The organism is Vibrio kyushuensis (assembly GCF_050337325.1).
Lineage (GTDB): Bacteria > Pseudomonadota > Gammaproteobacteria > Enterobacterales > Vibrionaceae > Vibrio > Vibrio kyushuensis.
This window is the reverse complement of sequence record NZ_JAKJSV010000015.1, coordinates 58,428-79,048: the sequence shown is the minus strand read 5'-3', so window position 1 is coordinate 79,048 and position 20,621 is coordinate 58,428. Positions and strand designations below refer to the sequence as shown.

20 protein-coding genes and 1 rRNA gene are annotated in these 20,621 nt (G+C 43.1%); 4 read left to right on the top strand and 17 right to left on the bottom strand.

Annotated elements, in window-relative coordinates; genetic code table 11:
- From L4D20_RS22880 to L4D20_RS22865, 4 genes are all read right to left on the bottom strand, one after another.
- Nucleotides 1–155: ribosomal RNA gene (locus tag L4D20_RS22880) — 16S ribosomal RNA — on the bottom strand; the annotation flags it as partial.
- A gap of 547 nt (nt 156–702) precedes the next feature.
- Nucleotides 703–1,227: a menaquinone-dependent protoporphyrinogen IX dehydrogenase gene (gene hemG, locus L4D20_RS22875; RefSeq protein ID WP_428803893.1), complete on the bottom strand. Its 525-nt coding sequence runs from the start codon at nt 1,225–1,227 to the stop codon at nt 703–705.
- A 10-nt stretch (nt 1,228–1,237) separates the two neighbouring features.
- Nucleotides 1,238–2,695, bottom strand: a complete 1,458-nt coding sequence (locus tag L4D20_RS22870) for a TrkH family potassium uptake protein (RefSeq protein ID WP_428803892.1) — start codon at nt 2,693–2,695, stop codon at nt 1,238–1,240.
- Between the two features lie 38 nt (nt 2,696–2,733).
- Complete coding sequence (locus L4D20_RS22865) at nt 2,734–3,354, bottom strand: YigZ family protein (RefSeq protein ID WP_428803891.1); 621 nt, start codon at nt 3,352–3,354, stop codon at nt 2,734–2,736.
- 229 nt (nt 3,355–3,583) lie between these two features.
- Between L4D20_RS22865 and fadB the strand changes: the two genes are divergently transcribed.
- Together fadB and fadA are read left to right on the top strand one after the other, a co-directional pair.
- Complete coding sequence (gene fadB / locus L4D20_RS22860) at nt 3,584–5,755, top strand: fatty acid oxidation complex subunit alpha FadB (RefSeq protein ID WP_428803890.1); 2,172 nt, start codon at nt 3,584–3,586, stop codon at nt 5,753–5,755.
- A gap of 26 nt (nt 5,756–5,781) precedes the next feature.
- Nucleotides 5,782–6,945: an acetyl-CoA C-acyltransferase FadA gene (gene fadA, locus L4D20_RS22855; RefSeq protein WP_428803889.1), complete on the top strand. Its 1,164-nt coding sequence runs from the start codon at nt 5,782–5,784 to the stop codon at nt 6,943–6,945.
- A 151-nt stretch (nt 6,946–7,096) separates the two neighbouring features.
- On the opposite strand, the gene punR is transcribed toward fadA, so the two are convergent.
- Nucleotides 7,097–7,999 carry a DNA-binding transcriptional activator PunR gene (gene punR, locus L4D20_RS22850; RefSeq protein WP_428803888.1) on the bottom strand — a complete coding sequence of 301 codons (903 nt, stop codon included), beginning with the start codon at nt 7,997–7,999 and terminating at the stop codon, nt 7,097–7,099.
- A gap of 163 nt (nt 8,000–8,162) precedes the next feature.
- Here punR and punC point away from each other — a divergent pair, with 163 nt between their 5' ends.
- Nucleotides 8,163–9,365: a purine nucleoside transporter PunC gene (gene punC / locus L4D20_RS22845; protein ID WP_428803887.1), complete on the top strand. Its 1,203-nt coding sequence runs from the start codon at nt 8,163–8,165 to the stop codon at nt 9,363–9,365.
- 61 nt (nt 9,366–9,426) lie between these two features.
- On the opposite strand, the gene L4D20_RS22840 is transcribed toward punC, so the two are convergent.
- Nucleotides 9,427–10,203, bottom strand: coding sequence for a transporter substrate-binding domain-containing protein (locus L4D20_RS22840; protein WP_428803886.1), 777 nt, complete (start codon nt 10,201–10,203; stop codon nt 9,427–9,429).
- Nucleotides 10,204–10,296: 93 nt separating this feature from the next.
- On the opposite strand from L4D20_RS22840, the gene L4D20_RS22835 reads away from it, so the two are divergent.
- Complete coding sequence (locus L4D20_RS22835; protein WP_428803885.1) at nt 10,297–11,040, top strand: amino acid ABC transporter permease; 744 nt, start codon at nt 10,297–10,299, stop codon at nt 11,038–11,040.
- A 64-nt stretch (nt 11,041–11,104) separates the two neighbouring features.
- On the opposite strand, the gene glmU is transcribed toward L4D20_RS22835, so the two are convergent.
- The 11 genes from glmU to L4D20_RS22780 all read right to left on the bottom strand — a co-directional run bounded on the left by glmU (nt 11,105) and on the right by L4D20_RS22780 (nt 20,611).
- The gene (glmU, locus tag L4D20_RS22830; RefSeq protein ID WP_428803884.1) at nt 11,105–12,466 is read right to left on the bottom strand and encodes a bifunctional UDP-N-acetylglucosamine diphosphorylase/glucosamine-1-phosphate N-acetyltransferase GlmU; all 1,362 of its coding nucleotides are present in this window, start codon (nt 12,464–12,466) and stop codon (nt 11,105–11,107) included.
- Between the two features lie 146 nt (nt 12,467–12,612).
- Nucleotides 12,613–13,044: a F0F1 ATP synthase subunit epsilon gene (locus L4D20_RS22825; protein WP_428803883.1), complete on the bottom strand. Its 432-nt coding sequence runs from the start codon at nt 13,042–13,044 to the stop codon at nt 12,613–12,615.
- A 21-nt stretch (nt 13,045–13,065) separates the two neighbouring features.
- Entirely contained in the window at nt 13,066–14,469 is a 1,404-nt protein-coding gene (gene atpD, locus L4D20_RS22820) for a F0F1 ATP synthase subunit beta (protein ID WP_428803882.1), read from the bottom strand.
- 30 nt (nt 14,470–14,499) lie between these two features.
- On the bottom strand, nt 14,500–15,366 hold the full coding sequence (gene atpG, locus L4D20_RS22815; RefSeq protein ID WP_428803881.1) for a F0F1 ATP synthase subunit gamma: 867 nt from the start codon (nt 15,364–15,366) through the stop codon (nt 14,500–14,502).
- Nucleotides 15,367–15,401: 35 nt separating this feature from the next.
- Nucleotides 15,402–16,943, bottom strand: a complete 1,542-nt coding sequence (gene atpA / locus L4D20_RS22810; protein ID WP_428803880.1) for a F0F1 ATP synthase subunit alpha — start codon at nt 16,941–16,943, stop codon at nt 15,402–15,404.
- An 18-nt stretch (nt 16,944–16,961) separates the two neighbouring features.
- A complete protein-coding gene (locus L4D20_RS22805; RefSeq protein WP_428803879.1) occupies nt 16,962–17,492 on the bottom strand; it encodes a F0F1 ATP synthase subunit delta in 531 nt (176 codons plus the stop codon).
- A 14-nt stretch (nt 17,493–17,506) separates the two neighbouring features.
- Nucleotides 17,507–17,977 (bottom strand): F0F1 ATP synthase subunit B, encoded by a 471-nt coding sequence (gene atpF / locus L4D20_RS22800; protein WP_428803878.1) that lies wholly within the window; start codon nt 17,975–17,977, stop codon nt 17,507–17,509.
- A 72-nt stretch (nt 17,978–18,049) separates the two neighbouring features.
- The gene (gene atpE / locus L4D20_RS22795) at nt 18,050–18,268 is read right to left on the bottom strand and encodes a F0F1 ATP synthase subunit C (RefSeq protein ID WP_017034377.1); all 219 of its coding nucleotides are present in this window, start codon (nt 18,266–18,268) and stop codon (nt 18,050–18,052) included.
- A 72-nt stretch (nt 18,269–18,340) separates the two neighbouring features.
- The gene (gene atpB / locus L4D20_RS22790; protein WP_428803877.1) at nt 18,341–19,165 is read right to left on the bottom strand and encodes a F0F1 ATP synthase subunit A; all 825 of its coding nucleotides are present in this window, start codon (nt 19,163–19,165) and stop codon (nt 18,341–18,343) included.
- On the bottom strand, nt 19,158–19,562 hold the full coding sequence (locus L4D20_RS22785; protein WP_428803876.1) for an ATP synthase subunit I: 405 nt from the start codon (nt 19,560–19,562) through the stop codon (nt 19,158–19,160). Before L4D20_RS22785 ends, atpB begins: the two co-directional genes overlap by 8 nt.
- Before the next feature lie 134 nt (nt 19,563–19,696).
- Nucleotides 19,697–20,611, bottom strand: coding sequence for a ParB/RepB/Spo0J family partition protein (locus tag L4D20_RS22780; protein ID WP_428803875.1), 915 nt, complete (start codon nt 20,609–20,611; stop codon nt 19,697–19,699).
- Between the last annotated feature and the right edge of the window lie 10 nt (nt 20,612–20,621).

Here is a 20,621-nt window from a genome sequence, read left to right as displayed (position 1 = left end):
TGGTTATCCCCCTCTACTGGGCAACTTCCTAGGCATTACTCACCCGTCCGCCGCTCGACGCCGAAGTAGCAAGCTACTTCTCGTTTCCGCTCGACTTGCATGTGTTAGGCCTGCCGCCAGCGTTCAATCTGAGCCATGATCAAACTCTTCAATTTAAGATTTTGTCGGCTCAATGAATACTGACTTCAAAACTAATATTTACCGAAGTAAATATGTAAYTTTAAAGCTATTACCATTCCAACAGAATGGTAATGAATTGACTGTGCCAAATAACTACAAGTAGTTATTCGTATTGGTCACTCAGTTCATTGAAGCCCAAGTGTTTCCGAAGAAACTGTTTTACCGCTCTTTATAAAAAGAGAAGAAAACATTTTGGATTTTCATCAACGAGTGCCCACACAGATTGATAGGTTTAAATTGTTAAAGAGCATTGCTTGTTGAGTCATTCTTTCTAAGAAGAAGCTCTCTAAGCGGACGGTCATTCTAGCGATTTAAGTCACAGTGTCAAACACTTTTTAAAACTTATTTCTTTCTGACTTTCCGTCTTACTGATTACCGCTGAAGCCTTGTGGCGTCTGCCGTGTCAGTGGATGCGCATTATAGACAGACACGCCCAAGACGCAAGGCTTTTTTACAGTTTTATTAAACTAATAAATCGTTTGCTTAAAAACACATCAAAACAGCCTAAATCGACCAATTTATCTACATGTTTTTGAATTTATCAGCGAATAACGAGACTTTTTTCCAATTGGTATACTCAACTTCTTTACTCGTATCTGTTTCACCACCGGTTATCTTCATAATGAAACGAATCATCACTCGATCGAACCACTTATATCGTGGGTAATAGAGAGCACCAGCAAATACACCTATCAGTTTTGGCTGCCAAGGTGACTTTTTAAGGAACGTCTTTATATAAGCACTTCCTTCTGGCGTGTCTTTACCTTGGTCTTCTTTACGTGCAGTAAGATTAACACAGAAAAATCCGACTTTGCTTTTATCTAATTCATTCTTGTGGCTTTCGATAAATTGATACAGCTTTTTGTTTAAATGGCCGTATCGTATCGATGCACCTATAAGTACACGTTCATATTGAGTAAAGTCCACACTATCGAGTTGATGAATGTCTTTAACCTCACAGTCACCCAGATCTAGCTCTTGCTGAATATAGTGGGTGATTTTCTTAGTTTGACCATCTTGGCTTGAATATAAGAATAGAGCTTTCATTAAATTGTCCTTAACTACGCCAAAATGTCGGAGTGAGTAATATAAGAAGAGTAAATATTTCTAAACGACCAAACAGCATTGAAACAATCAAAACCCATTTAGCTTTATCATTAACCTCACCAAAGTGAACCGCAACTTCACCCAAACCAGGCCCTAGGTTATTAAGGGTTGCCGCCACAGCTGAAAATGCACTTAACTCATCCATTCCTGTTGCTATCAAACCCAGCATACAAACAACAAAGACGAGCGCATAAGCAGAGAAGAATCCCCAAACAGCATCAACCACCCGTTGAGAAAGTGCTGTTCCACCAACTTTAATCGTGTAAACGGCTCTTGGGTGTACAAGACGCTTCATTTCACGGGCACCTTGCAGAGTCAAAAGCAATATACGTATCACTTTCATCCCACCACCGGTAGAGCCAGCACATCCTCCTATAAAAGAAGAAAATAGTAGGAGCACAGGTAAGAATAGAGGCCACTCGGAGAAACCCGTCGTGGTGAAGCCTGCAGTGGTTGAGATCGATACGGTTTGGAACAGTGCTTGATCAAACGCATCGTAGATTGAGTCATAGGTATGATGGTTCAGTAAAACCAAGAAACAAACCAAGAATAGCAATGCTTGAATAAAGATAAACGCTCTGAACTCCGGGTCCTTCCAGTAGTACTTAGGGTGAACACCACCAGAAGCAAAGGCTGCAAAGTGAAGTGAGTAGTTACATGCCGATATCAGTAAGAAAACAACGGTTATCATGTTTATCGCATGGCTATCAAAATACCCCATACTTGCATCGTGAGTAGAGAACCCACCAATAGCTATGGTAGAAAAGCTATGACTAATGGCATCAAATGGTGTCATCCCCGCAAACCAATAAGCGGTAGCACAAGCAATAGTGAGACTTAGATAGATGTACCATAACGCCTTAGCTGTTTCTGCTATACGCGGTGTCATCTTGCTGTCTTTTACTGGGCCCGGTATCTCTGCTCGATAGAGCTGCATCCCACCGATACCTAGTACAGGCAAAATAGCGACGGCTAGTACAATGATCCCCATTCCACCAAACCACTGCAGAAACTGACGATAAAACAGTATCGCTTTCGGTAGGTCATCAAGGCCAACGATAACTGTCGCACCCGTTGTCGTTAACGCTGAAAATGATTCAAAAAATGCATCTGTGACAGAAACATTGGGATTATCAGCAATTAAGAAAGGAATAGCACCAGCACTGCCTATTACCGTCCAAAACAAAACAACAATAAGAAAGCCATCACGGGCCTTTAATTCTTGTTTATGATGTCTATTAGGGAACCAACAAAGAGTGCCGCAAAAAAGCAGCACAAAGAAAGTGGTGACGAACGGCACACCCGCTCCATCTCGATACAATAGCGCGACAAGTGCAGGGGCCAACATGGAGACGCTAAAGAGAGCGAGCAGTAATCCGACTATTCGGATAATCGATCGAAATTGCATGGTTATTTATAAATGAAGCTGAGCTTCTGACTTCCTAGTTATCTTGATAATGGTGTGACTGTTGCCTTTGCACCACTTCTATTAATGACATTTTGAGTAAAACCACTGGCAACTCGTTGCTCAATTTCAATTATCAAGACGATATTGTCACTGTATTTTGCTTCCAACTCTATTGCTTGGTATTGAGCCAACAGAGATTGAGCAATCGGCATGAATGCATAGTCTAACTCTAGCTGTAATTTAATGGTTATTTTTTTCTCGATAGTTTGAAGCAGCTTTAACGCTTGCTGTACCCCGCCACCATACGCTTTAACCAAACCACCCGTTCCAAGCTTGATTCCACCAGAGTAACGAGTCACTACTGCAGACATCTCCCCAACCCCAGATCCTGAAAGTTGAGCGAGTATCGGTTTACCCGCGGTACCTGAAGGTTCACCATCATCACTGAACCCCCATTTCATCGAGTCTTCCGCTCGTCCAGCGACAAACCCCCAACAATTATGCCTAGCACTTGAGTGTTTAATCTTTACTGAATCTATAAATGATTTTGCCACTTCTATACTTGGAGTATGGGCAAGATGCGTAATGAAAACGCTCTTCTTGATCTCTTCTTCATACACGATAGGGCTTTCTGGAATTAAATAAGGTAGATCATTCATGAGCTTGTACAGACTAAAGTGCGGCTGTTCAGTATATCACGCGGCGTGTAAAAAGAGGGCTACGATCTGCACAGACACACAATGTTAAACACTTGTTTAAAAAATGTATTGAAAATAATCAATCTAGGGTACACACTAAAATAACTGGTCAAACCAGACTCAAAAACATACACCAATAAAACAAAAACTCTCACACACAATCACAAATTGTATGTCACGGAGATAGACAATGATTTACCAAGCCAACACCCTACAGGTAAAGAAACATGAGAATGGAATAGCCGAACTTAGCTTTTGTGCCCCGAATTCCGTCAATAAACTAGATCTTGCTACGCTCGAGTCACTGAGCGAAGCTCTTGATGCTTTAAAAGCACAATCAGACCTCAAAGGCCTAATCCTAACCTCCGATAAAGATACCTTTATTGTTGGAGCGGATATCACTGAATTTCTCGGCCTCTTTGCAAAAACCGATCAAGAGCTTGATCAGTGGCTTCGCTTTGCTAACGATATTTTCAGCAAACTAGAAGACCTACCTTTTCCAACCCTCTCAGCGCTAAAAGGTCATACACTTGGTGGCGGGTGTGAGTGTGTACTCGCTACTGACTTCCGTATTGGTGACAAAACCACCAGCATTGGCCTTCCAGAAACAAAATTAGGCATAATGCCTGGCTTTGGTGGTTGTGTTCGTCTACCACGTGTCATTGGCGCAGACAGTGCGATGGAAATTATCACCCAAGGTAAAGCGTGTCGTGCAGATGAAGCTCTAAAAATCGGGCTACTCGATGCCATCGTAGAGTCTGAGCAGTTGACTCAATCCGCTATGAATACCGTCCTACTGGCTGCTAACGAAGAGCTAGATTGGAAACAACGCCGTCAACAGAAAACCTCCGCGCTTTCACTAAGCAAGCTAGAAGCGATGATGAGTTTCACAATGGCGAAAGGCCTAGTGGCACAAAAAGCAGGTCCACATTACCCAGCCCCAATGACCGCAGTTATTGCTATTGAAAAAGCAGCACGCTGCAATCGTGATGATGCGCTAGACATTGAACGCCAACTGTTTGTAAAACTCGCGAAGTCTGAAGAAGCAAAATCACTCGTTGGTCTGTTTCTTAATGATCAGTACATTAAAGGCTTAGCTAAAAAAGCAGAAAAGTCGGCTAATAAAGAGACCAAGCGCGCAGCGGTATTAGGTGCAGGGATCATGGGTGGCGGTATCGCTTACCAATCAGCCCTCAAAGGTGTGCCTGTATTGATGAAAGACATCGCTCAGCCTTCACTTGATTTAGGTATGAACGAAGCGTCTAAGTTACTCAATAAACGTTTATCACGTGGCCGATTAGATGGCTTCAAGATGGCGGGGATTTTGGCCTCCATTACACCAAGCCTTCACTATGCAGGTATTGAGCAATCTGACGTTATCGTTGAAGCCGTTGTAGAAAACCCAAAAATCAAAGCTGCTGTCCTGAGCGAAGTAGAAGAACACGTTGGTGATGACGCTGTAATCACATCAAACACTTCTACAATTCCAATCAATTTATTGGCTAAATCACTTAAACGTCCAGAAAACTTCTGTGGCATGCACTTCTTTAACCCTGTACACCGCATGCCTTTGGTTGAAATTATCCGAGGTGAACATACATCGGATGAAACCATTAATCGTGTTGTTGCTTACGCTGCGAAAATGGGAAAATCACCAATTGTCGTAAATGATTGCCCAGGGTTCTTTGTTAACCGTGTTCTTTTCCCATACTTTGGTGGTTTCAGCATGCTTCTTCGTGATGGTGCAGATTTCACTAAAATAGATAAGGTGATGGAACGTCAGTTCGGTTGGCCAATGGGACCTGCTTATTTATTGGATGTGGTTGGTTTAGATACCGCTCATCACGCACAAGCCGTCATGGCGCAAGGCTTCCCTGAGCGCATGGGTAAAGAAGGCCGTGATGCTATTGATGCATTGTTTGAAGCGGATAAATACGGCCAGAAAAATGGCAGTGGCTTTTATAGCTACAGCGTTGATAAACGCGGTCGCCCAAAGAAAGCCTTTTCTGAAGACATTCTTCCGATTCTTTCTGACGTATGCCAAGCACCACAAGAATTTGATGACCAGACAATTATTCAGCGTGTGATGATTCCAATGATTAACGAAGTGGTTCTTTGTTTGGAGGAAGAAATTATCGCCTCTCCACAAGAAGCGGATATGGCACTGGTTTACGGCTTAGGCTTCCCTCCATTTAGAGGCGGCGTATTCCGCTACTTAGACAGTGTGGGCATTAGCAATTTTGTCGAAATGGCAAAAGGCTATCAAGAACTTGGTGCGATGTACCAGGTTCCACAACTTCTACTTGATATGGCCGATAAAGGTGAAAGCTTTTACGGTGCACAACAAGCTAGTTCGTTATAACCCACACTTGGAAAAGGAATATCAAAATGAATAATGTAGTAGTTGTTGATTGCCTACGTACCCCAATGGGGCGATCCAAAGGTGGCGCATTTCGCCATACTCGAGCAGAAGACTTATCCGCTCATTTAATGAAAGGGATCTTAGAGCGTAATCCTCAAGTAAATCCAAGTGAAATTGAAGACATCTACTGGGGCTGTGTTCAACAAACTTTAGAGCAAGGCTTCAATATTGCTCGTAACGCAGCACTTCTTGCTGGGCTACCGATTGAAATTGGCGCAGTTACTGTGAACCGCCTGTGTGGTTCATCAATGCAAGCTCTGCATGATGCCACTCGCTCCATCATGGTTGGCGATTCCGACATCTGCCTAATTGGTGGTGTTGAGCATATGGGACACGTTCCAATGACTCACGGCGTGGATTTCCACCCTGGCATGTCTAAGACTGTAGCTAAGGCAGCCGGCATGATGGGCTTAACCGCTGAAATGTTAGGAAAGATGCACGGTATAAGCCGTGAAGATCAAGATGCATTCGCCGCTCGCTCTCATCGATTAGCGCAAGCAGCTACGGTAGAAGGTCGTTTCAAAAACGAAATCCTTCCGATGGAAGCACATGCTGAAGATGGCTCACTGTTTACCTTAGATTACGATGAGGTTATTCGCCCTGAAACCACTGTTGAAGGACTATCAAAACTTCGCCCAGTATTTGACCCTGCCAACGGTACTGTAACGGCGGGGACTTCTTCTGCACTCTCTGATGGTGCTTCTGCCATGCTAATAATGAGTGAAGATAAAGCTAACGAGCTCGGTCTTAAGATTCGCGCTCGCGTGAAATCAATGGCTATTGCTGGCTGTGATCCTTCAATCATGGGCTATGGTCCTGTACCTGCGACTCAAAAAGCTCTGAAACGCGCAGGTCTATCGATTGAAGATATGGGTGTCGTTGAGCTTAACGAAGCTTTTGCTGCTCAATCCTTACCATGTGCTAAAGACTTGGGCTTGCTTGACGTCGTCGACGATAAGGTCAACCTGAACGGTGGTGCAATAGCACTGGGTCATCCACTTGGCTGTTCTGGTTCAAGAATCTCGACAACACTAATTAACCTCATGGAAGCCAAAGATGTGAAATATGGTCTAGCCACCATGTGTATTGGTTTAGGCCAAGGTATTGCTACCGTCTTTGAACGACCATAGCTTTCGAGCGACTTTAGTTTTCAAGCAACCTTATAGTTCTAACTGTTAGTCATCGAATAACCATAAATGCCAGTGAACTCCTCACTGGCATTTTTCTATCCTTCTTTATTTACGCCGACTATCTTCTACTGATTAATAAAGCACACAAACATTAGGCCTGTAGCCAGTCCTGATGAAGCTTCTCGCTAGACCCAAGATAATCCACCATCCACTTGATAAGACGATGGTTGTCATCTTTTCTCCAAACCAAACAGCACTGGCTCAATGGTTTATCTTCAGACAACGTTTTCTCCACCAACAAACCTTCCATTATAAGTGGCTGGGCAATATGACGAGGTACATAGCCAACACCAACGCCATTCTTTAAACACTCTATGGCCGAGTACCAATTGGGTAAAAGAAGCCGCCTCTGTCCTGGGTAATGAACGGTATGACGCTTAGGTAACACACTAGATGTATCATCTAAACAAATCGCAGGGAATTGACTGACAAACTCTTCTGTTAACGATTGCTCTCGAACACAAGGGTGACTTGGTGACATGACAAACGCCCAATCCAATATTCCCATATCCTTGACTTCAAACTCACCACCAACAGGAACGGCAGAGGTAGCACCAATAACAATATCCGCTCGACCTTGGGAAATGGCCTCCCATGATCCATTAAAGACTTCCATATTGATTTGCAGCTCAGCAAACTCAAATGTGGCGTAAAAGTCTTCGACGAGTGGTTTCATTTTATCAAGCCGAACCACGTTATCTAATGTGAGCTTCAGAGTGGTTTTCCAGCCATGGGCAGCTCTCCGAGTTTGCGATTTCACTTCCTCCATATGACGCAGCATCACCCGAGCTTCAGCAACAAAGAGTTCACCCGCTGGGGTTAGCTCTACTTTTCTTGGTAAGCGCCTAAATATCAATACGTCCAAATCTTGTTCCACTTGACGAACGCCATAGCTAATAGCAGAAGGAACTTTATGCAATATTTCAGCAGCAGCAGTAAAGCTACCCAGGCGGGCAACCGTGTCGATCATTTCTAGAGAAGATTTAGAGAACATATTGCCATCAAATTTTTTGATTCATAACTAACAATTTTAGCGTTTTATTTTCTTTAACGCCAAAAATAGAATACGAGGCATTAATACAGGTATTGATATTCAGTTAATCCTGTAGATATTACACACCACAAATGAACAATTAAATTTTTTGAACGGATAATTTATGAACGCTTCTAAACTTCAGATGATCTATTTAGCTGCGCTTTCAATGCTTGGCTTTATCGCGACTGATATGTACCTACCCGCATTTAAAGCAATGGAAATTGATTTTGCTACAGGCCCAGAGCAGATTGCTTTGTCGCTCACTATCTTCTTGGTCGGTTTGGCTTTGGGTCAACTCCTTTGGGGATTGGCGAGTGACAAATATGGTCACAGAACTACTCTTGCTGCCGGGCTTAGTCTGTTTACCCTTGCTTCTTTTGGGTTGGCATTTAGCGACCAAATATGGCAGCTCTTAACGCTTCGCTTTATTCAGGCCTTTGGTGTTTGTGCGCCAGCAGTGATCTGGCAAGCTATGGTCATTAAGCAGTATTCAGGTAAAACAAGCCAACAGATCTTCGCGACCATCATGCCTTTAGTTGCGTTATCACCTGCATTGGCCCCTCAACTCGGCGTTGTTCTTTCTGACAGTTTTGGTTGGAACAGTATTTTCTTTACCTTAACGTTAATGGGAATAGTGTTAGTTGCAGTAACCATCGCTCAACCCAAGCAACCAGTTGAAGAAAAGCAATCTTCTATCTCAAGTGATATCAAGGCACTTATCGGATCAAAAGCTTACCTTGGTAACGTGCTTATGTTCGCTACAGCGTCGGCCGCCTTCTTTGCTTATCTGACCGGTATGCCAGAGATCATGTCTCAACTAGGCTATTCGGCAAAAGATATTGGTCTTAGCTTTGTACCCCAGACACTCGCCTTTATGCTTGGTGGTTACCTAGGAAAGGCTGGAGTTAAAAAATATGGTGATGAAAAGATACTGAAGCAGTTAATTGGTCTATTTAGCGTTGCAAGCTTAATGGTATTGATCGCATCTCAATGGCAATTAACGTCAATCTGGCCGATTTTGACACCGTTTTGCCTTATTGCAGTCGCTAACGGTGCTCTTTATCCTATTGTGGTAAATAGAGCTCTATCAAGTGCGAAAAGAAGCCCTGCAACGGCAGCTGGTTTGCAAAATAGTATTCAAATAACGGTGAGTAGCGCAGCAAGTGCTTTGGTGGCAACAATGGCAAGCCAAGCTCAATCAGTCACTGGGATAGCCATTATTATCTGTATGTTGGGCTTATGGGTTGGCTATATTGTTTCGAACAGACAGCTATCTCGTCATTTCCGCGCGCCAGATAATGCTAGAGTGGTAAGAGATAAGTAATAAAAGCGCCGCTAGTAAACGGCTCACCTAAAAATCATCTCAGCACTAATGGGCTTAATTTCTATAGACTGGTTAAGCCCCATTTTTGTGCTGTTTTCTTAAAGAACCCTTGAGTCTTTTTAAGCTCTACCCAATGGTTAATATAGTTAATCCAAACCTGATCATTTTGCGGTAGTAGCATAGCTACTGGAGTGGGCTTACGCGGTTCTTTCACTGGCACGATGGCCAATTGTTGAAATTTCTCCACCAACGTCGCCGCTTCTACATTAGAGGTAACAGAAACATCTGCTCTTTTTGCTAATAATTCCTGAAAGTCTCTCGCTGGAGCTTCAATCACCACATGCTGAGCTGATGGGAAAAACTCTTTAACCATTTTTTCCTGCACTGTCCCTAAGGTAGCAGCAACTTTCACATTAGCATGATCAAAGTCGCCCCAATCAGAGAACTTTGCTAGATCTTTCTTCTGTACTACAGGCACAAAGGCTAAATAAAAATAAGGCTGACTATAACCCGCAACTTTTGCGCGAGACATATTCAGAGATGCGCTCCCTGTAATATCATACTTGCCGGCAGTAATACCATTTACTAAGGTTTTCCAATCGGTAGGAACGTACTCCACTTTGACGCCAAGATCTTTTGCAAGCTCAGTGGTGACATCAATATCAAAACCACGGTAGCTGTTAGTCGCAGGATCCTTCATCGTCATAGGGTTCCAATCCCCCGTTGTCCCAACCTTTAAAACACCACTGTTCAATATATTATGTAAACGGCTAGTGTCCGCTGCGAGCGTATTTAGTGACAGCAAACACATCCCTAAAGTGACCATCAACTTTTTCATTTTCATTATCCCTAAAATTGTTTACGTTTTATGCTACATCATTGATAACATAACAGTTACAAATGGATTTAATTAGCGGATATAGGAAATAGTGTGAAGCTTCGTACGCTTACTGTTTTATTGGTAATCTTATTAGTTACTGGTTGCTCTGACTATCAATGGGGTTGGTATATTCTTGATCCCACCACAGCTCAAGGACAAACCAACCTTAAGTTTCTTACCGCAGGCTTTTACGACACTATTTCGGTGTCACTATTGAGTATGGTTTTCGCCATGTTGATCGGTTTAGTGGTCGCGCTACCCGCACTGTCTAATAACCGATCTCTTCGAATATTCAATCGATTCTATGTGGAAACCGTACGGTCCATTCCCGTTTTGGTTCTGCTTTTATGGGTCTACTACGGTATGCCAACTCTGCTTGATGTTTCTCTCGACTACTTTTGGGCTGGTGTGATTACGCTAACGGTGGCTGAGAGTGCATTTATGGCGGAAGTATTTCGTGGTGGTATTCAATCGATTAACAAAGGTCAGCACGAGGCCGCGGAAGCGCTCGGTCTTAATTATTGGCGTAAGATGCAATTTGTTATATTCCCACAAGCCTTTCGTCTTATTCTGCCGCCTCTAGGAAACCAATTTGTTTACATATTAAAAATGTCGTCATTAGTGAGCGTGATAGGTTTAAGTGACTTAACCCGGCGAGCAAACGAGTTGGTGGTGAATGAATACTTACCTTTAGAAATTTACACATTTTTAGTGTTTGAATATATGCTGCTGATTTTGTGCGTATCTCAGGCCTTACGATGGTTAGAGAAGCGTATCGCTATCCCTCAAAACTAAATACCTTACAGTAAAACAAAAAAGGGCTGGCTCAATGCCAACCCTTTCATCAATTGCTATTCAGCTATTTCTTCTTAATTGGACGCTGCCAATTCGAAAACTTACGTTCTTTCGCACGAGAAATAACAAGATCTCCCTGCTCAACATCTTTAGTCAGTGTAGTTCCTGCACCGACTGTCGCACCATCAGCAATAGTAACAGGTGCGATTATCTGACAATCAGAGCCAACGAACACATCATCGCCAATCGTCGTCTTAAACTTATTTGCGCCGTCATAATTACAAGTAATAACACCAGCTCCAACGTTAACACGCTGGCCAATTTCAGCATCACCTAAGTAAGTTAGGTGGTTAGCTTTAGACCCTTCACCAATTGAGGTGTTTTTCACTTCAACGAAGTTACCAACATGGGCATCATTTTTAAGCTCTGCGCCAGGACGGAGGCGAGTAAATGGACCGACAGTACACTCTTCACCAACCGTTGCACCCTCGATCACGCTATATGGGCGAATGATAGTGTTGTCATCGATTTCACAATCTTTCAGTACACAGCCCGTACCGATAATAACGTTATCACCAATAGAGACATTGCCTTCGATAATAACGTTGGTATCAATCTCAACATCCATACCACACTGAAGCGTACCACGTAAATCAAAGCGAGAAGGGTCACGTAGCATAACGCCCTGTTCCAACAATTTTTGTGCTTGCATTGATTGATAAGCACGCTCTAAACGAGCCAATTGAGAACGATCGTTTACGCCTTCAACTTCGATAGGGTTAACAGGGTGAACAGCTTCTACTGCACGGCCTTCACTGTGAGCCGCAGCAATAACATCTGTTAAGTAGTATTCGCCTTGAGCATTTTGGTTATTTAAACCAGAAAGCCAGCGCTTAAGATCACCACCGGTCGCAACCATCACACCGGTGTTAATCTCTTTAATTAATTTTTGCTCGTCAGTGGCATCTTTCTGCTCGACGATTGCAATAACAGGGCCATTACGACGAACGATACGGCCGTAACCCATTGGGTTATCAAGAACAACGGTTAGAAGCGCGATACCACCATTAGGCTGAGCATCAAGCAAGCTTTCTACCGTTTCTTCAGAGATAAGAGGCACGTCTCCGTACAATACCAATACTTTTTCATTGTCATCAAATTGAGGAGAGGCTTGATCAACGGCGTGGCCAGTACCTAGCTGATCCGCTTGCAGTACCCAGCTAACCGATTCTTCTTTGAGTACGGTTTGCATCTGCTCACCACCATGGCCATAAACCAAATGAATGTTTTGTGCACCTAAGCTGTTACATGTATCAATCACATGCTTCACCATTGGTTTACCTGCTAAGGTATGTAATACCTTGGGCATATTTGAATACATACGGGTTCCTTTACCCGCAGCAAGAATTACCGCGCTAAACTTCATTTCCTAACCTACTGTAATATTTTTATTTAAGTCATTATTCTAGCTATTAATCACTTAATAGTTAAATGGCAATATCAGATTTGGCAACATAACGTAACAAAAAAGGCAGCGATTAGGCTGCCTTTTATACTAAACGAAGCTAATGATTAGCGACGTCTGTTCACCAGTTCAATGACTTTCAGCTGAGCAACTGCTTTCGCAAGCTCTGCAGATGCCTTGGCAAAATCAACGTCACCGTAAGGTTGGTTGACTAGCTCTTCAGCACGGCGTTTAGCTTCTTCTGCTTTAGCTTGGTCAAGATCCTGACCACGCACAGCAGTGTCGGCTAAAATAGTTACATCATGGGCCTGTACTTCTAAAATACCGCCAGAAAGATAGATAATTTCTTCATCACCTTTCTTAGACACAATGCGAACCATACCAGGGCGAATCGTAGTAAGTAGCGGAGTATGTCCCGCTAAAACACCAAGATCACCTTTCTCACCTGAAATTTGAATACTACGAGCTTGACCCGAATAAATTCGTTCTTCTGCGCTCACAACATCCAAATGGAAGCTTACTGATGTTAATGCTGTCATAACGCCTCCTGTAAGACTCTATTAAAGCTTCTTCGCGTTCTCTAGTGCATCGTCAATCGTACCGCAGTACATGAACGCTTGCTCTGGGATATCATCATATTCGCCAGCTAGAAGACCTTTGAAGCCACGTAGTGTCTCGCTAAGAGAAACGTATACACCAGGGTCACCAGTAAATACTTCTGCAACGTGATAAGGCTGAGTTAAGAAACGCTCAATCTTACGAGCACGAGATACAACTTGCTTATCTTCTTCAGATAGCTCGTCCATACCTAGAATCGCAATGATATCTTTCAACTCTTTATAACGCTGAAGTGTCTGCTGAACATTTTGTGCAATGTCGTAGTGCTCTTGACCAACAACTAGTGGATCAAGCTGACGAGATGTTGAATCTAACGGGTCAATCGCTGGGTATAGACCCATAGCTGCGATATTACGGTTAAGTACAACTGTTGCATCTAAGTGAGCAAACGTTGTTGCTGGAGACGGGTCAGTCAAGTCATCCGCTGGTACATATACCGCCTGTACAGACGTGATAGAGCCAGATTTAGTTGACGTGATACGTTCTTGTAGAACACCCATTTCTTCAGCAAGTGTTGGCTGGTAGCCTACCGCAGATGGCATACGACCTAATAGAGCCGATACCTCTGTTCCTGCAAGTGTATAACGGTAAATGTTATCAATGAACAGAAGTACATCACGACCTTCGTCACGGAAACGTTCTGCCATTGTTAGACCAGTCAGGGCAACACGTAAACGGTTTCCTGGTGGCTCGTTCATTTGACCGTAAACCATTGCTACTTTAGATTCTTCAGGATTTTCGATGTTTACAACACCAGCTTCCTGCATCTCGTAGTAGAAATCGTTACCTTCACGAGTACGCTCACCAACGCCCGCAAATACTGACAGACCTGAGTGCTGTAGTGCGATGTTGTTGATAAGTTCCATCATGTTAACGGTCTTACCTACACCTGCACCACCGAATAGACCGATTTTACCACCCTTAGCGAATGGACAAATCAAATCAATTACTTTAACGCCTGTCTCTAGTAGTTCAGAAGCGTTCGACAACTCTTCGTAGCTAGGTGCTGGACGGTGGATAGAGTAATTCTCTTCCGCACCGATTTCACCACACTCGTCAATAGCGTCGCCAAGAACGTTCATGATTCGACCTAGGGTCTTAGTACCTACTGGTACTGAAATTGGAGCACCAGTATTTTCTACTGTTACGCCACGACGTAAACCATCAGAGCTACCCATTACGATTGCGCGAATAACGCCACCGCCAAGTTGCTGCTGAACTTCAAGAACAAGACGTTCTTTAGATTCAGTTACATTCAGAGCGTCGTAAATGTTTGGAACTTCACTCTGTGGGAACTCTACGTCGACTACTGCTCCGATGATCTGTACGATCTTACCTGTAGCCATCGTTAATCCTCTAAATTTGTATTACCTAAATTAAACTGCTGATGCACCTGATACGATTTCAGATAGCTCTTGTGTAATAGCCGTTTGACGGGCTTTGTTGTACACAAGCTCTAGCTCTTCGATCAAATCGCCGGCATTGTCTGATGCTGCTTTCATAGCAACCATACGAGCAGCCATTTCACATGCTAAGTTCTCAACAACACCTTGGTATACTTGAGACTCGATATAACGAGCCATTAAGGTATTAAGAAGAACCTTCTGATCAGCTTCAAACATGTAACTCCATGCATGGTTGAACTGCTCATCGTCACTAAGTGATTTAGGCAAAGGTATCAATTGATCAATTTTTGGTTGCTGGGTCATTGAGTTAACAAACTCATTGTAAACCAAGTGCAAACGGTCAATCTCACCGTCTTGAAACTTTTGTAACATGACGTTGATAGCGCCGATGATGTCATCAAGCGAAGGATTATCTCCAAGCCCTGACGTCTGCGCGACAATGTTTGCACCAATGCTATTGAAGTAAGACGTTGCTTTTGAACCGATAACAGCCAGCTCTACATCAACGCCCTTCTCAGACCAATCGTTCATTTCGGCAATAGCGTGCTTAAACATATTAATGTTCAAGCCGCCACATAAACCGCGATCAGATGAGATAACAATATACCCAACACGTTTAGCCTCACGTTCCAGTATGTATGGATGTTTATATTCCAAAGTACCGTGGGCTACATGACCAATGACCTTACGTATAATTTCAGCATACGGACGTGGGCCTTCCATTGCGTCTTGAGTACGACGCATTTTGGAAGCGGCAACCATTTCCATCGCTTTAGTGATTTTCTGAGTGCTTTTAACACTACCTATCTTGCTACGAATTTCTTTTGAATTGGCCATCGTTACTCTCCGTTAATTACAATACGAGGTTGTAATTACCAAGTTTGGGTTGCTTTGAAGTCGTCGACCAACTTTTTAAGTTGTGCTTCGATTTCTTTGTTGTAAGAACCCGTCTTGTTGATCTCAGTAGCCAATTCAGAATACTGAGCGTGAGCATACGATAGTAGAGCAGCTTCAAAATCTAGAATTTTGTTCAGCTCAACATCTTCTAAATATCCGCGTTCTGCAGAGTAAATAGATAGAGCTTGATCAAATACAGACATCGGAGCGTACTGTTTCTGCTTCATCAATTCAGTCACTTTCTGACCGTGGTCTAGCTGCTTCTTCGTTGCTGCATCAAGATCTGATGAGAACTGAGCGAAAGCCGCAAGTTCACGATATTGCGCTAGAGCGGTACGGATACCACCAGAAAGCTTCTTAATGATTTTCGTTTGTGCAGAACCACCAACACGAGATACCGAAATACCTGGGTCTACCGCAGGGCGAACACCGGCGTTAAACAGTTCTGATTGAAGGAAAATCTGACCATCGGTAATCGAGATTACGTTAGTCGGTACGAATGCAGATACGTCACCAGCTTGAGTTTCGATGATAGGTAGAGCAGTTAGAGAACCAGTCTTGCCTTTCACTTCACCATTAGTGAACTTCTCTACGTACGCTTCGTTTACACGAGCAGCACGCTCAAGTAGACGTGAGTGGAGGTAGAAAACATCACCAGGGAATGCTTCACGGCCTGGTGGACGTTTTAGAAGCAACGAAATCTGACGATACGCAACAGCTTGCTTAGTTAGATCATCATAAACGATCAGAGCATCTTCGCCGCGGTCACGGAAGTATTCACCCATTGCACAACCAGCGTATGGCGCTAGGTATTGCAGTGCTGCAGATTCAGAAGCAGATGCTACAACCACAACAGTGTTTGCAAGTGCACCGTGCTCTTCAAGCTTACGTACCACGTTTGCGATAGTTGAAGCTTTCTGACCAATAGCAACATAAACAGAGAAAATACCAGAGTCTTTCTGGTTAATGATTGCATCGATCGCCATTGCTGTTTTACCAGTCTGACGGTCACCGATAACCAACTCACGCTGACCACGGCCGATTGGAATCATTGCATCAACTGATTTGTAACCAGTTTGAACAGGCTGATCAACTGACTTACGATCGATTACACCAGGTGCAATCACTTCGATAGGAGAAGTCAGTTTTGCATCGATAGGACCTTTACCATCGATAGGCTCACCCAGTGTATTAACTACACGGCCAAGCATTTCTGGACCTACCGGTACCTCAAGGATACGGCCAGTACCAGTTACTTTCATGCCTTCACGAAGACCAGCATAAGGACCCATTACTACCGCACCAACTGAATCACGATTCAAGTTAAGTGCTAGTGCGTAACGACCGCCTGGAAGTTCTATCATTTCACCTTGCATCACGTCTTCTAGACCGTGGATGCTAAGAATACCATCGCTTACAGATACGATAGTACCTTCATTGCGCGCTTCAGAAACAACGTTGAATTGTTCAATACGTTGTCTGATTAGCGCGCTAATTTCCGTGGAATTAAGTTGCATTGCTCAAATTCCCCTAAGTTAAGACTTAATAACGTCTTTAAGACGATTAATACGACTAACGAGTGAGTTATCTAGCACTGTATCGCCAGATCTAATCACCGCACCACCTATCAAACTACTGTCGACAAGACAGCTCATTTTCACACTGCAATCAAAGTGTTTTTCAAGCGTCTTAACTAGCTCAGCTAGTTGCGCTTCACTTAATTCAAATGAAGTCGTTACTGTTACTTCTTTCACATTTAACGCTTCAGCTGAAAACAGTTGAAATTGTTGATAGATATCACTTAACGCTGAAGTACGACGATTTTCGATAATAACCTTTAAGAAATTCTGTAAAGGTTCATCAAAGTACTCACCCGCTACATCGAAATACAATTGCATCAATTGTTCAGGTTGCAGGCGTAATGCCGCTTTCTGTAGCTCAGGAGCTAGAGAAAGGGTTTTCGCAAGTTCAAGCATGCTTGACCATTGGTCAACCGTACCGTTATCACTTGCGTAGCCAAATGCAGCCTTAGCATAAGGACGAGCAATAGTTGTCAAACCAGACATACCGACGCCCTCCCTTATAGCTTCGCAGAAATACTATCAAGTATGTCTTGATGAGCAGCTGGATCAATCGAACGCTCGATGATTTTCTCAGCACCAAGAATAGCTAGAGTAGCAACGTCTTTTTGCAGTTCGTTACGAGCACGTAAAGTTTCAGCTTCTAACTCAGCTTTACCTTGAGCTAGTACGTGTTCACGCTCTTGTGTCGCTTCTTGACGAGCTTCGTCCAGAATTTGAGCTTTGCGTTTATTTGCTGACTCAATAATTCCAAGCGCTTCTTGCTTAGCATCCTTTAACTGATCTGCTGCATTGTGCTGTGCTAGTTGTAACGCTTTATCAGCACGCTCAGCAGACTCTAAACCTTCAGAGATTTTCTTCTGGCGCTCTTCAATTGCTGCGATCAATGGTGGCCACACGTACTTCATGCAGAACCAAACAAACAAAGTAAATGCGATTGCTTGACCTAGCAGAGTTGCATTGATATTCACAATGACCCTCCTTTATTCTTTTAATGTTTCGCTATTGCGAAACGACGTAGAGTAAATAAGAAAAAGGGATTCTTACAATGCGAACAGCATGTACATAGAGATACCAACACCGATCATTGGAACAGCATCTAGTAGACCCGCAAGAATGAACATATTTGTTTGTAGCACTGGAGCCATTTCTGGTTGACGAGCAACAGACTCAAGGAATTTACCACCTAGAATTGCGAAGCCGAAGCCAGTCGCGATTGCACACATACCTAGTAGTAAAGCTACAACGAAATAAATTTCCATAATAATCTCCGAAATGAAATTTTGAGATAGGCTATAACCTATCAATTATAAATAAGTAAATTTTTTTAAATTTTAGTGTGAATCGTTACTTGCCATGCTGAGGTATACAATTGTCAGCATCGTAAAGATAAAGGCTTGTAGCACGATAACTAAAATGTGGAAAATAGCCCAAATAATATGTGCAATAACACCAAGTCCACCTAAAACAGCACCTGCCGTGTAAGTAACCGCAATCAAGATGAAGATAAGTTCACCTGAATACATGTTTCCGTACAAACGAAGTGATAGTGAAACTGGTTTTGCAAATAATGAGACTGTTTCCAGGACCAAGTTAAAAGGTATTAACGCTTTATTATTAATCGGGTGCAGCGTAAATTCCTTCACAAATCCCTTAAAGCCTTTGTACTTAATCATGTAAGCCACGGTAAGTATAAGGACACCTATTGCCATCGCTAGAGTTGTGTTCAAGTCGACCGTAGGGACAACCTTGAAGTATTCAAATCCAGCTAAGTGCATTAGTTGAGGGATAAAGTCGACCGGTATCAAATCCATTGTATTCATCAGTAGAATCCAACAGAAAAGAGTTAAAGCTAATGGTGCGACTAACTTATCACGTCCATAAAAAGCACCTTTTACAATCTCATCGACTTGTTCAACGACCATTTCGACGAAGCATTGTAATTTTCCAGGGGTGCCTGTGGTTGCGTTTTTTCCAACCCGATAGAACAACCACAAAAATAGCGAACCCAATAGTGCTGAGACTAATAGAGTGTCCCAGTGTAGAGTCCAGAATCCAGCTTCTGCACAACCATAGTTTGTGGCAATGCTGCCATCAACAACACAAACTTTGGCGTTAGTGAGGTGGTGCTGAATATATTCCTGCGGAGTATCAGCCATGGTTAATCCCATTTTTTGAAAAAAATAAAATAGGTGCAAACCAAAATATGAGTAATGTCAGCTTATAACCTGCAAAGAAAGCGCCTGGACGTAGAAACTCCGTTACAGAAAAAACTAAAATAAACAATATTATGGTGACCACCAGTTTTAAAGCCCATCCGATAAAAATAAAACCAAGTAGTACAGAACCATCGGCATCATCGTTAGGGATGAAGGCAAACAGAGCATATATGTAGTTACCTAGAACCGCGATCATCCCGCCTTTAAGAATAAAGCGGGCAGCCTCGTCTCCACACTGCACATATGTTAAGCCCCCGATAAGAACAACAAACATAAGCTGTAAATGGACTACTTTAAAAGCTACTTTCCCTTTTTCGCTTAGATTTGAAATAAACATCAAAAGCACCTGTTTTCGTGTTGTTTACTGATCAAGAACAAAGAAAGGTCCCTCTCAGTAAAAAAAGCTTAAAAAGTATATAGAGACAGGAGCAAAACACAATAGTAAGCCCCGCATCTCAACTAACTTGAATTCTATTCTGTGAGCTCGGAGGTGCTATGACCTTGCGCTAACAGATGTAAGATTTTGTGTAGCTGGTCCTGACTATCAAAGTCAATCTGAATTTTACCTTTGCCAGCCTTACCAAGAGCAACATTCACCTTTGAGTCATACTGCTGCGACAACGCAGCTAATTGAGCTTCAGCATCGCTAGATAAGCTCATTTCAGGCGCACTCGACTGTTCTTCTGGCTTTAAAAGTTTCTTAACCAAAGCTTCTGTCTGGCGTACGGTTAGGTTCTTTTTAGCTACTTCTGCAGCCACTTCAGCTTGCTTACCGCCTTCGAGAACTAACAGTGCACGAGCATGGCCCATTTCGAGCTGTTTGCTTGCAACCAAACCTTTTACATCGCTCTCTAACTGATTGAGACGCAATAAGTTACTGACCGTGGTACGTGACTTACCGATCACCTCAGCAACTTGCTGATGAGTTAATGAAAACTCATCTTGAAGACGCTCAAGCGCCTCGGCCTCTTCGATGGCATTAAGATCTTCTCGTTGAATATTTTCGATCAATGCCATTGCGATCGCCCCGCGATCTTCAACTTTCTTATTCAAACATGGAACGCGTTTTAAGCCCGCTTGACGCGCTGCGCGCCAACGTCTTTCACCCGCAATGATTTCAAAATGTTCATTGTCGATTTGACGAACCACAATCGGCTGAATAATGCCTTGTGATTGAATAGAGGCTGCTAGCTCTTCTAGTGCCTCAGGTGCCATGTCTTTACGCGGTTGATAAACACCTGGCTTTAATTGACTAATGCTCAGTTCAATCAGTTCGCCATCAGCAGATAGAGCTTGGCTTTGAGAAGCAACATGCTGTTTTTCTCGCGCTAATGAACTGGTTGCAAGCAGCGCATCCAGCCCTTTTCCTAAACCACGTTTAGACATGACAGCAGAT

Excerpts from the sequence above, each read along its gene's own strand:
- hemG (WP_428803893.1), bottom strand. The coding sequence starts at position 1,227 with ATGAAAGCTCTATTCTTATATTCAAGCCAAGATGGTCAAACTAAGAAA.
- L4D20_RS22870 (WP_428803892.1), bottom strand. The coding sequence starts at position 2,695 with ATGCAATTTCGATCGATTATCCGAATAGTCGGATTACTGCTCGCTCTC.
- L4D20_RS22865 (WP_428803891.1), bottom strand. The coding sequence starts at position 3,354 with ATGAATGATCTACCTTATTTAATTCCAGAAAGCCCTATCGTGTATGAA.
- fadB (WP_428803890.1), top strand. The coding sequence starts at position 3,584 with ATGATTTACCAAGCCAACACCCTACAGGTAAAGAAACATGAGAATGGA.
- fadA (WP_428803889.1), top strand. The coding sequence starts at position 5,782 with ATGAATAATGTAGTAGTTGTTGATTGCCTACGTACCCCAATGGGGCGA.
- punR (WP_428803888.1), bottom strand. The coding sequence starts at position 7,999 with ATGTTCTCTAAATCTTCTCTAGAAATGATCGACACGGTTGCCCGCCTG.
- punC (WP_428803887.1), top strand. The coding sequence starts at position 8,163 with ATGAACGCTTCTAAACTTCAGATGATCTATTTAGCTGCGCTTTCAATG.
- L4D20_RS22840 (WP_428803886.1), bottom strand. The coding sequence starts at position 10,203 with ATGAAAAAGTTGATGGTCACTTTAGGGATGTGTTTGCTGTCACTAAAT.
- glmU (WP_428803884.1), bottom strand. The coding sequence starts at position 12,466 with ATGAAGTTTAGCGCGGTAATTCTTGCTGCGGGTAAAGGAACCCGTATG.
- L4D20_RS22825 (WP_428803883.1), bottom strand. The coding sequence starts at position 13,044 with ATGACAGCATTAACATCAGTAAGCTTCCATTTGGATGTTGTGAGCGCA.
- atpD (WP_428803882.1), bottom strand. The coding sequence starts at position 14,469 with ATGGCTACAGGTAAGATCGTACAGATCATCGGAGCAGTAGTCGACGTA.
- atpG (WP_428803881.1), bottom strand. The coding sequence starts at position 15,366 with ATGGCCAATTCAAAAGAAATTCGTAGCAAGATAGGTAGTGTTAAAAGC.
- atpA (WP_428803880.1), bottom strand. The coding sequence starts at position 16,943 with ATGCAACTTAATTCCACGGAAATTAGCGCGCTAATCAGACAACGTATT.
- L4D20_RS22805 (WP_428803879.1), bottom strand. The coding sequence starts at position 17,492 with ATGTCTGGTTTGACAACTATTGCTCGTCCTTATGCTAAGGCTGCATTT.
- atpE (WP_017034377.1), bottom strand. The coding sequence starts at position 18,268 with ATGGAAATTTATTTCGTTGTAGCTTTACTACTAGGTATGTGTGCAATC.
- atpB (WP_428803877.1), bottom strand. The coding sequence starts at position 19,165 with ATGGCTGATACTCCGCAGGAATATATTCAGCACCACCTCACTAACGCC.
- L4D20_RS22785 (WP_428803876.1), bottom strand. The coding sequence starts at position 19,562 with ATGTTTATTTCAAATCTAAGCGAAAAAGGGAAAGTAGCTTTTAAAGTA.
- L4D20_RS22780 (WP_428803875.1), bottom strand. The coding sequence starts at position 20,611 with ATGTCTAAACGTGGTTTAGGAAAAGGGCTGGATGCGCTGCTTGCAACC.